Source organism: Actinocorallia lasiicapitis (genome assembly GCF_054778695.1).
Map to the genome: position 1 here is coordinate 1 of NZ_BAAGZI010000197.1, position 10,365 is coordinate 10,365.

At 68.5% G+C, this 10,365-nt stretch carries 10 protein-coding genes; 5 read left to right on the plus strand and 5 right to left on the minus strand.

Translation table 11 applies throughout. The features are described from left to right. Positions 1-125: 125 nt before the first annotated feature. Complete coding sequence (locus ACYVE7_RS20645; RefSeq protein WP_460366602.1) at positions 126-1,352, minus strand: acyl-CoA dehydrogenase family protein; 1,227 nt, start codon at positions 1,350-1,352, stop codon at positions 126-128. Between the two features lie 189 nt (positions 1,353-1,541). On the opposite strand from ACYVE7_RS20645, the gene ACYVE7_RS20650 reads away from it, so the two are divergent. Further along, entirely contained in the window at positions 1,542-1,829 is a 288-nt protein-coding gene (locus tag ACYVE7_RS20650) for a DUF6401 family natural product biosynthesis protein (RefSeq protein WP_460366603.1), read from the plus strand. On the opposite strand, the gene ACYVE7_RS20655 is transcribed toward ACYVE7_RS20650, so the two are convergent. From ACYVE7_RS20655 to ACYVE7_RS20665, 3 genes are all read right to left on the minus strand, one after another. After that, positions 1,801-2,538, minus strand: coding sequence for a membrane protein (locus ACYVE7_RS20655; RefSeq protein ID WP_460366604.1), 738 nt, complete (start codon positions 2,536-2,538; stop codon positions 1,801-1,803). The two genes, ACYVE7_RS20650 and ACYVE7_RS20655, sit on opposite strands and share 29 nt — an antisense overlap. Before the next feature lie 80 nt (positions 2,539-2,618). Then, positions 2,619-3,584 (minus strand): glucosyl-3-phosphoglycerate synthase, encoded by a 966-nt coding sequence (locus ACYVE7_RS20660; RefSeq protein WP_460366605.1) that lies wholly within the window; start codon positions 3,582-3,584, stop codon positions 2,619-2,621. Positions 3,585-3,751: 167 nt separating this feature from the next. Next, positions 3,752-5,221, minus strand: coding sequence for a helix-turn-helix domain-containing protein (locus tag ACYVE7_RS20665; protein WP_460366606.1), 1,470 nt, complete (start codon positions 5,219-5,221; stop codon positions 3,752-3,754). 120 nt (positions 5,222-5,341) lie between these two features. On the opposite strand from ACYVE7_RS20665, the gene aceA reads away from it, so the two are divergent. Further along, positions 5,342-6,628, plus strand: a complete 1,287-nt coding sequence (gene aceA / locus ACYVE7_RS20670; protein ID WP_460366607.1) for an isocitrate lyase — start codon at positions 5,342-5,344, stop codon at positions 6,626-6,628. A 104-nt stretch (positions 6,629-6,732) separates the two neighbouring features. Here the strand turns inward: aceA and ACYVE7_RS20675 are convergent, their stop codons facing one another. Next, positions 6,733-7,686, minus strand: coding sequence for a TIGR03557 family F420-dependent LLM class oxidoreductase (locus tag ACYVE7_RS20675; protein ID WP_460366608.1), 954 nt, complete (start codon positions 7,684-7,686; stop codon positions 6,733-6,735). 105 nt (positions 7,687-7,791) lie between these two features. On the opposite strand from ACYVE7_RS20675, the gene ACYVE7_RS20680 reads away from it, so the two are divergent. The 3 genes from ACYVE7_RS20680 to ACYVE7_RS20690 are packed head-to-tail and all read left to right on the plus strand — an operon-like array spanning position 7,792 to position 10,302. Further along, a complete protein-coding gene (locus ACYVE7_RS20680) occupies positions 7,792-8,571 on the plus strand; it encodes an ABC transporter permease (protein WP_460366609.1) in 780 nt (259 codons plus the stop codon). Next, on the plus strand, positions 8,564-9,352 hold the full coding sequence (locus ACYVE7_RS20685) for an ABC transporter permease (protein ID WP_460366610.1): 789 nt from the start codon (positions 8,564-8,566) through the stop codon (positions 9,350-9,352). The genes ACYVE7_RS20680 and ACYVE7_RS20685 overlap by 8 nt, the downstream gene beginning before the upstream one ends. Before the next feature lie 5 nt (positions 9,353-9,357). Further along, complete coding sequence (locus ACYVE7_RS20690; RefSeq protein WP_460366611.1) at positions 9,358-10,302, plus strand: ABC transporter ATP-binding protein; 945 nt, start codon at positions 9,358-9,360, stop codon at positions 10,300-10,302. Positions 10,303-10,365: the final 63 nt, after the last annotated feature.

Sequence of the window (10,365 nt, forward strand, 5' to 3'; positions counted from 1 at the left end):
CCCCACCGACCTCGGCACCCCCACCCCCCTCGACGCCTACGGCGCCATAGCCCGCAAACCCTGACCACAACGGAAAAGGCCGCGCGACGAACTCGCGCGGCCTTTCCTTTTCTCCTGCGCAACCGCTACCGGACGGGGAGGCCCGTTACGGTGCGGCCGATGACGAGGCGCTGGATTTCGGAGGTGCCTTCGAAGATGGTGAAGATCTTGGAGTCGCGGTGCATGCGCTCGACGGGGTAGTCGCGGGTGTAGCCGTTGCCGCCGAGGATCTGGATGGCTTCCTCGGTGACGCGGACCGCGGTCTCCGAGGCGTGGAGCTTGGCCATGGAGCCCTCGGCGTTCTCGAACGGCTTCATCTGGCGGGCCATCCACGCCGCGCGCCAGACCAGGAGGCGGGACGCGTCGATCTGGGTCTTCATGTCGGCGAGCTTGAAGGCGATGGCCTGGAAGTCACCGATCTTCTTGCCGAACTGCTCGCGCTCACGGGAGTAGCCGAGCGCGTAGTCGTAGGCGGCGCGCGCGACGCCGAGCGCCATCGCGCCGACCGTCGGACGGGTCGTCTCGAACGTCTTCATGGCGGCCTGGCCGGCGGCGCGCTTGCCCTCACGGACCCGGGCGATGCGGGCGTCGAACTTCTCCTTGCCGCCGATCAGCAGGTTGCCGGGCAGCCGCACGTTGTCGAGGATGACCTCGGCGGTGTGCGACGCGCGGATGCCGTGCTTCTTGAACTTCTGGCCCTGGGAGAAGCCCGGGGTGTTCGGCGGGATGATGAACGACGCCTGGCCGCGCGAACCCAGCTCGGGGAAGACCGACGCGACGACCACGTGGATGTTGGCGATACCGCCGTTGGTCACCCAGGTCTTGACGCCGTTGAGGACCCACTCGTCGGTGGCTTCCTGGTAGACGGCCTTGCAGCGGATCGAGCCGACGTCGGAGCCCGCGTTCGGCTCGGACGCGCAGAACGCGCCCAGCTTGACGTCGTCGGCGGTGCCGAACATCTGCGGCGCCCACTCGGCGATCTGCTCGGGGGTGCCGGTGGTGGCGAGGGACGCGGCGGCCAGACCGGTGCCGACGATGGCCAGCGCGATGCCGGCGTCGCCCCAGAACAGCTCCTCGAAGGTGACCGGGATGCCGAGTCCCGAGTCCTCGAAGGACTGGGTGGCGAAGAAGTCGAGGGAGTAGAGGCCGATCTTCGCGGCCTCCTGGATGATCGGCCAGGGGGTGGCCTCGCGCTCGTCCCACTCCTCCGCGGCCGGGCGGATGACGTCACGGGCGAACTCGTGGCACCAGGCCTGGGCGTCCCGGACATCTTCGGTGAGCTCCAGGGAGAAGCTCTTCGGTGCGTCGGACATCGTGGTGGTGACCTCTCAGCGAAGTAGGACGCGGAGTCCAATAACGTGTGTTACCCACGGTAGCACCGGAATATTACCGCTGAGTAGAGGTCATCTCCTGTGCGAATTATCACAAGAGCGGCGGTCCCTTTGTCATCAAAACATCTGCCCATTAGGACGCTTGAGTAAAGGGACGTACTGTTGGGAGTCATGCGCTCACTCCACGACGAACTCCTCGACCGGCTGGACGAACTGGAGCAGGTCCCGGCCCTGATGGCCGCCGCCGACCAGCACGCCGCCGCCGTCCGCGACATCATCGAGGCCTCGGGCCTCGAAGTGACCGAGCAGTCCCTGCTGGACTACCGGCACGGCTTCCTCGAAGTGTGCATGGAAAAAGGATGGTGGCCCGGCGAGGAGTACGACTGGGCACTCCTGCGGGCCACCACCCTCGAACGCGAGCTCCGGACGGCTACTGCTGGTTCGTCGTCTTCTCGCTGACGCTCTGGACGCCCCGCATGGCGTCCTCGCGTCCCCGGTCGGCTGCGGAACCGATACCGGCGTCCTTCTCGGCCCGGGTCAGCATCCGCTCCCAGCGGGCCTGCATCGGCTTGATCAGTCCGCCGCCGACACCGATCGCGACGATCGCGCCGACGGTGGCGAGGGCGGTGACCAGGATCGGCGTGGTGACCGAAGTCGCGATCCCCACCTGGTTCAGCGCCGCGATGACGCCGATCGCCAGGACGAAGATCGAGGCGGCGGCCGCCAGCACGTGGCCGTAGGACAGTGCGCCGGTCGCGGCGAGCACGAGGTCCTTGACGACCTTGGCGATGGCCGCGGCCACCACGATCAGGATGACGGCGACGGCCGCGCGCGGCAGCCACGCCACGACCGCGGCCAGCATGTCGCTGACCGGGTTGGCGCCGAAGACGCCGAACGCCATCTGCAAGGTCACCAGCAGCAGCGCCCAGTAGACGATGCTGGCCACCAGCTTGCTCGCGCCCCAGCCGCTGCGCGACAGACCGTCACCGAGCGGGGTGTCCCCCACCCATCGATCGAGTCCGACCTTGTTCAGCAGCTTCTGGACCACTCCGCGCAGCACACGCGAGACGATCCAGCCGACGACCATGATGCACAGGAAGACGAGGATCTTGGGCCCCGTCGTCGCCACGCTGTCGACCACCGACTGCCAGGTTTGTGTGAAGTTCATTTGTGGGGCCCCCCGAAGACTGCCCCGTCGCAGCGCCACACCGCTTGTGACCATCCCTACCCATAGGGTGATCTATCTAATCAACGTGGCTGCAAGGACGCGTACTCCGGGATTTGGATCATCGGCGGGCGTTCCCCCACAGAGGCGTCCCGGTCGGCGGGGGCATAGCCCGACGGGCTCCGGTGGAACTGGGTCAGCTCGGACGCCGGCTGCGACAGCGACAGCATCAGCCCCTGCCGGTCCAGCCTGGTCCAGGCCGTCTGCATGATCTGCGACGCCATCGCGCCCAGCGCCTCGGTGGAGTTGTGGCTGTGCACCCGCACCCCGAGATCGACCTGGGCGAGCGCGTCCAGCCCCGCCATGCCGACGGCGTCCAGCAGCAGCCCCAGCTCCACCCCGTAACCGGTGACGAACGGCAGCCGTTCCAGCAGGGCGCGGCGGCCCGCGTACTCCCCCGACAGCGGCTGCACGACGCCCGCGAGCTGCGGCCAGTGCATGTTGATCAGGGGCCGGGCGACCAGTTCGGTGACGCGCCCGCCTCCGGCGAACGCCGCCTCCGATCCGTTGTAGGGCCGGTCGTAGCAGGCTTTGACCAGGGAGACGGCGGGCTCGCTGAGCAGCGGCCCGAGCAGCCCCGTCACGAACGTCGAGGAGAAGTTGAGCAGGTCGGCGTCCACGAACACCACCAGATCGCCGGTGGTGACGTGCAGCGACTTCCACAGCGCCTCACCCTTGCCCGACAGGGACGGCAGCCGGGGCAGGACGGTGTCCTGGGCGAAGACCTTGGCCCCGGCGGCGGACGCCACCGTGGCGGTGTCGTCCACGGAGCGCGAGTCGATCACCACGATCTCGTCGACGAGCGGCGCCCGCTCCACCAGATCCCGCCGGATCGCCGAAACGATCACCCCGACGGTGTCCTGTTCGTCCCGCGCGGGCAGGACGACACTGATCCGCGTCGAGCCCTTCAGCTCCAGCAGATCGGCGACCGGCCAGTCCGCGGCGACGCTCGAGCGCCTCCGCAGCCAGTCTGAGGCTTCAGCGAGCACAGAAACTCCCTTCTAAGGGAAGAACCGCCCCAGGGGGAAGAACAATGCCGGTATCTCCGATCATTCACCGTCGTACGCGGGGGTGCGTGGACCGACCCCTGAACTTAACTCGCCGAAACGTCCAGTTCACATATGGATCGGGACATCGGTGCGGACGTCCGAAAACCCTAGTCCTGGCTGTGCTTGTCCAGGAAGGTGTAGACGTCGGCCTCGTCGACGCCGGGGAAGGCGCCGGGCGGGAGCACCGACAGGACGTGGGAGTGGGCGCGGGCCGACGGCCACGCCTGGCCCTCCCAGCGGGCGGCGAGTTCGGCCGGGGGGAGCTGGCAGCAGTCGCCGTCCGGGCAGGCCGATTTGACGCGGTTCTGGGTCTCGCGGCCGCGGAACCAGCGGGAGTCCTCGAACCGGACGCCGAGGGTGATCGCGAAGTCGCGCTCGTGCGAGGGGTCGATGTGGGACAGGCACCAGTAGGTGCCCTTGGGGGTGTCGGTGTACTGGTAGAAGACCGAGAACCGGTCGTGGCTGTTGAACACGCGCCGTCCGCCCCACTGGCGGCACATCCGCTGGCCCTCGATCGCGCCGTCCTCGTCGGCGGGGAACAGCAGCCCGTCGTTGGCGTACGCCTTGTAGATCGTGCCGCTCTCGTCGTTCTTGGTGAAGTGGCAGCGCAGGTCGAGGTGGTGGGTGGCGATGTTGGTGAACCGGTGGGCGGCCATCTCGTAGGAGACGGAGAACACGTCGGCGAGGTCCTCGACCGACAGTTCCCGGTTGGCCTTGGCGTCGCGCAGGTAGGGCACGACGGCCGGTTCGGGGATGAGCATGGCGGCGGCGAAGTAGTTGGCCTCGACGCGCTGGCGCAGGAAGTCGGCGAAGTCGCGGGGCACCGAGTGGCCGAGGGCGATGTGGCCGAGGGTCTGCAGCAGGATCGTCCGGGGGGTGTGCATCCCGAGCTGTTCGCGTTCGAGGTAGATCCGCCGGTTGCGCTGGTCGGTGACGGACCGGACGGAGCGCGGCAGGTCCTGGACGTAGCGCAGGCTGTAGCCGAAGTGGCCGACCAGGGTCATCAGCATCCCCTGGGAGAGGGCGCCGGCCTTGTAGCCGATGGCGTCGAGGGTCTTGCGGGCGACCTGCTCGATCTCGCCGAAGTAGTTGCCCCGGTCGTGCATCTTGCGCCGCAGCTCGGCGTTGGCGATCCGCGCCTCTTCCGGCGACGCCGTGGGCTTGGTCCTGGACCGCTTCAGCTCGTCGTACAGACCGAGCAGGTGTTCGAGGATGTCGTTGGGGAGCCGCTTGGACGCCTTCAGGTAGGACAGGCCGAGCTGCTGGTAGATCGGGTCGCGCTGGGCCTCTTCGAGGGCGATCTCGAGCTGCGCGCGCCGGGAGGGCGCTTCTTTTTGCAGAAGTTCCTCGACGGGCACGCCCAGGGCGTTGGCGAGCGCCTGGAGCAGCGAAAGCTTCGGTTCGCGTTTTCCGTTCTCCAGAAGGGAGAGCTGCGAGGGGGCTCGTCCGACGCGTTCGCCCAGCTCAGACAGGGTGTAACCGCGCTGACGGCGGAGGTGGCGCAGACGCTGCCCGAACACGGAAAGGTCTACACCACTCGACAAGTTCAGCGATTCTTCGCTTCGCAAGACGGCCATGGGTTGATGCTAGCGGAAAAACAGCAGAAGTTTCTATTACTTACCGGTAGAACCTTGACGTCAAGAGATGCAGACTCAGAGGCAAGCACCCAGGGGACGACACAGATAGGGAGCAAGACAATGACTGAAGGTCGCCTCAAGGGCGCAGCTGAAGCTCTGCAGAACGACTGGAACACCAACGAGCGCTGGAACGGCATCGAGCGGACCTACACGGCCGAGGATGTCATCCGCCTGCGCGGTTCGGTTCAGGTTGAGCACACGCTGGCCCGCCTCGGCGCCGAGCGCCTGTGGGACCTCGTCCACACCGAGGACTACGTCCACGCTCTCGGCGCGCTGACCGGCAACCAGGCCGTCCAGCAGGTCAAGGCGGGCCTCAAGGCCATCTACCTGTCGGGATGGCAGGTCGCCGGTGACGCCAACCTGTCCGGCCAGACCTACCCGGACCAGTCGATCTACCCGGCCAACTCCGTTCCGGCCGTCGTCAAGCGCATCAACAACGCCCTCCGCCGCGCCGACCAGATCACCTGGTCCGAGGGCGACGAGTCCGCTCCGCACTGGCTCGCGCCGATCGTCGCGGACGCCGAGGCCGGCTTCGGTGGCGTGCTCAACGCCTACGAGCTGATGAAGGGCATGATCGAGGCCGGCGCCGCGGGCGTCCACTGGGAAGACCAGCTCGCTTCCGAGAAGAAGTGCGGTCACCTGGGCGGCAAGGTCCTCATCCCGACCAACCAGCACATCAAGACCCTGAACGCGGCCCGCCTCGCGGCCGACGTCGAAGGCGTCTCCACCCTGGTGATCGCGCGGACCGACGCTGAGGCCGCGACCCTCATCACCACCGACGTGGACGAGCGCGACCGCCCCTTCATCACCGGCGAGCGCACCGCCGAGGGCTTCTACCGGGTCCGCAACGGCGTCGAGCCCTGCATCGCCCGCGCCCTGGCCTACGCGCCCTACTCCGACCTCATCTGGATGGAGACCGGCACCCCGGACCTCGAGCTGGCCCGCAAGTTCGCCGAGGCCGTCAAGGCCGAGTACCCGGACCAGATGCTGGCCTACAACTGCTCGCCTTCCTTCAACTGGAAGAAGCACCTGGACGACGCGACCATCGCGAAGTTCCAGCGCGAGCTCGGCCACATGGGCTTCAAGTTCCAGTTCATCACCCTGGCCGGCTTCCACGCCCTCAACTACTCCATGTTCGACCTGGCGCACGGCTACGCCCGCGAGGGCATGACCGCCTACGTCGACCTGCAGGAGCGCGAGTTCGCCAGCGAGGCCCGCGGCTACACCGCGACCAAGCACCAGCGTGAGGTCGGCACCGGCTACTTCGACGCCGTCTCCACCGCGATCAACCCCAACTCCTCCACCACCGCCTACAAGGGCAGCACCGAGGACGAGCAGTTCCACTAAGAACCACGAGAAGCACGGGCGAACCTCCCCCCTCCCTGTGCTGATCCCCTAGAGAGACCCCACCGGACCCGTGCACCCGGTGGGGTCTCTCGCCTTTCCCAGGTTCACAGGGCGCGGACGGCCGGCAGGACCTCGCGCTCGTAGAAGTCGAAGAAGCCCTTCTGGTCGGGGCCGATCTGGCTGATGTAGATCTCGTCGTATCCGGCGTCGACATACGCCTTGATCGCCTTGACGTGCTGCTCGGGGTCGGGCCCGCACGCGTTGCGCAGGTCGTCCACGGTGACGAGCCGCGAGACCTCGTCGAAGTGGACGGGCAGCGGCAGGAGCTGCGAAGCCTGCCCGGGAATGGCCTCGTTCCGCCAGAGCTTGTGGACGAGTTCCCGCGCGGCCTTCTCGTCGGGCCCCCAGCAGACCTTCAGCCCGGCCTGGGTGGGTTTGCCCGCTCCCCCGGCGGCCCGGAACCGGTCGACGAGCTCCTTGTCGGGTTTGACGGAGATGTAGCCGTCACCGATCCGGCCCGCCAGATCGGTCGACTTGGGCCCCAGCCCCGAGATGAAGATCGGCGGCAGCTCGTCGGGCAGCGAGTACAGCCGCGCCGTGTCGACCTCGTAGAACTCGCCGCGGTGGTTGACCAGCTCTCCGGTGAACAGCGCCCGGATCACCTCGATCGCCTCTTCCAGCATCGCCAGCCGCTCGTCCGCCGCAGGCCATTTGTCGCCGAGGATGTGCTCGTTCAGCGCCTCGCCCGTGCCCACCCCGAGCCGGAACCTGCCCCTGGCCAGGAGCTGCGCGGTCGCCGCCGCCTGGGCGATGATCGCCGGATGGATCCGGACCGTCGGGCAGGTGACGGCCGTGGTGATCGGCAGCTCGCAGACCTGGGTGATCGCGCCGATCGTCGCCCAGACGAGCGGGGCCTGCCCCTGGGCGTCCAGCCACGGATGGTAGTGGTCGGAGATCCACAGTCCCTCGAACCCGGCCTGCTCGGCGAGTGCCGCCTGGCCCACGAGCGCCGTCGGAGTGTGCTCCTCCGAAGAGATGAAGTAACCGAAAGTAGTCATACAAGTACATTTCCCGACTTCCGGCCGGTCACTCACGGAAGCCGGATTCCCCGGGCGTCCCGGCGGGCGGCGACGTAGGCTGGCCGGGCTTGGCGAGGGGGTCGGGTGGCGTACGGGTGGGTGTTGTGGTTCTCGTTCCGGCGGTACTCGGCGTACCGGCTGGCGGCGTTCGGTGAGGCGGTCAGCAACACGCTCTTCGGGTTCGTGCGGGCCTACATCCTGATCGCGCTGTGGAAGGAGAGCCCGGGGCTCGGCGGGTACTCGGTCACCGACGCGATCACCTTCTCGTTCCTGACCCAGGCCCTCATCGGCCCGGTGGCGATCTTCGGCGGGATGGAGCTGACCCAGCGGATCAGGACGGGCGACATCTCCATCGACCTGCACCGGCCCGTCGACCTCCAGCTCTGGTGGCTGGCCGACGATCTCGGCCGGGCGCTGTACACCGCGCTCGGGCGCGGCTATCTGCCGATGCTGGCCGGGTGGGCGGCGTTCGGGATCAGCTTCCCGCCGCCGGAACGCCTGCCGTTCTTCCTGGTGTCGTTCCTGCTGGCGATCGTGCTGAGCTTCGCGATCCGCTATCTGATCGCCCTCGCGGTGTTCTGGCTGCACGACTCCCGCGCCCTGGACTCCTTCGCCGTCGTCTGCTCGCTGTTCTTCTCCGGACTGATCATTCCGCTGGTCGTGTTCCCGCCGTGGCTGGAGCCGATCGCCCGGGCGCTGCCCTGGTCGGGGCTGGTCCAGGTGCCCGCCGACCTCTATCTCGGCCGCGCCGGCTCCGTCGCCGGGGCGCTCGCGTTCCAGGCCGTCTGGGCGGTGCTCCTGCTGGCCGCGGGACGGCTGCTGACCGGCGCCGCCCACCGGAAACTGGTGATCCAGGGTGGTTAGGACCTACGGGCTGCTCGCCTGGACGTGGACCCGCGCCGCCCTCCAGTACCCCCTCGCCCTGACGATCTTCATGGTCGGCGGGGTCCTGGTGATGTTCCTCGACCTGGTCGCGCTCGGCTTCATGTTCGCCCGCGTCGACACCCTCGGCGGGTTCTCCGGGCTCGAAGTGGTCTACCTGTGGGCGACGTCGCAGTTCGCATTCGCCCTGTCGGATCTGCTGTGCGGGATGACCGACCGGCTCGGCGAGCACATCAAGGCCGGGTCGCTCGACACCATGCTGGTCCGGCCGGTGAGCCCGCTCATCCAGCTCGCGACCGAGGAGTTCTCGCCGCGGAAGGTGTCGCGGCTGGTCCCGGCGGGGGTCGCGCTGGGCGTCGCCGCGGCCCGGCTGCCGCTGACACCGCTGGACGTCGCCGTGACCGTCGCGATGATCGTCTGCGGGACGGTCATCTTCTGCGCCGTCTGGGTGATCACCTCCGCGGCGCAGTTCGTGCTGATCGACGGCCACCAGGCGCTGAAGAGCGTCACCTGGGGCGGCAGTTTCATGACCCAGTTCCCGATGTCGCTGTTCGGCAAGGACTTCCTGCGCGGCGTGACCTTCGTGATCCCGCTGGCGTTCGCGAACTGGCAGCCCGCCCTGTACGTCCTCGGCCATCCCGATCCGCTGGGGCTGCCCGGCTGGTGCCGGTTTCTGTCCCCCGTGGTGGCCGCGCTGCTGTGCGCGGTCGCCGCCCTGGCCTGGCGCACGGGGCTGCGCCACTACCGTTCGACGGGGAGCTGACCGTGATCTCGCTCGACCAGGTGACCAAGACCTTCACGCTGCGCCGGAAGAAGGGCCGGGGGCCGCGCCGCGTCCGGGAGGAGGTGACGGCCGTCGACGCGATCAGCTTCACGGTCCCGGCCGGGGAGTTCGTCGGCTATCTGGGCCCGAACGGCGCCGGGAAATCGACGACGATCAAGATGTTGACGGGGATCCTCACGGCGTCGTCGGGGCGGATCAGGGTCGCGGGGCTCGACCCGTCGCGCCGCAGGGTCGAGCTGGCGCGCCGGCTCGGGGTGGTGTTCGGCCAGCGGACCACGCTCTGGTGGGATCTGCCGCTCGCCGACAGCTTCACCCTGATCCGGCACCTTTACAAAGTAGAACACGGTCGGTACCGGGAGCGGCTGGACGAGCTGACCGCGCTCCTGGAGCTCGGCCCGTTCCTCGCGACCCCCGTCCGGCAGCTCAGCCTCGGCCAGCGGATGCGCGGCGATCTGACGGCCTCGCTGCTGCACCGGCCCGAACTGCTCGTCCTGGACGAGCCGACCATCGGCCTCGACGTCGTCAGCAAGGCCGCCGTCCGGGAGTTCCTGGCCCGGATCAACAGGGAGGAGGGCACCACGATCCTGCTCACCACCCACGACCTGGGCGACATCGAACGGCTCTGCGACCGGGTCATGGTCATCGACCATGGGCGGCTCGCCTTCGACGGCGGCCTCGACGCCCTGCGCGCCACCGCCGAAGCCGACCGCACCCTCATCGTCGACCTGGCCGGGCCGGGCCCCGCCCCCGCGCTCCCGGACGTCACCCTGCTGCACCGCGACGGCCCCCGCCTCCACTACGCGATCCCGCCCCAGGTCAACCCGGCCTCCGTGATCGCCCAGGTGACCCGCACCCACGACGTCCTCGACATCGCCCTCCGCGAACCCGACATCGAGGACGTCGTCACCCGGCTCTACACGCGGCCCTGACCGCGGTCGGGGCGCGGGCCGTTGAGGGGGCGGACGACGCCGTCGGCGGCGGCGAGCGCGGCG

Coding starts and splice junctions, on each gene's coding strand:
- ACYVE7_RS20675 (WP_460366608.1), bottom strand. CDS start 7,686: ATGACTACTTTCGGTTACTTCATCTCTTCGGAGGAGCACACTCCGACG.
- ACYVE7_RS20655 (WP_460366604.1), bottom strand. CDS start 2,538: ATGAACTTCACACAAACCTGGCAGTCGGTGGTCGACAGCGTGGCGACG.
- ACYVE7_RS20650 (WP_460366603.1), top strand. CDS start 1,542: ATGCGCTCACTCCACGACGAACTCCTCGACCGGCTGGACGAACTGGAG.
- ACYVE7_RS20645 (WP_460366602.1), bottom strand. CDS start 1,352: ATGTCCGACGCACCGAAGAGCTTCTCCCTGGAGCTCACCGAAGATGTC.
- aceA (WP_460366607.1), top strand. CDS start 5,342: ATGACTGAAGGTCGCCTCAAGGGCGCAGCTGAAGCTCTGCAGAACGAC.
- ACYVE7_RS20665 (WP_460366606.1), bottom strand. CDS start 5,221: ATGGCCGTCTTGCGAAGCGAAGAATCGCTGAACTTGTCGAGTGGTGTA.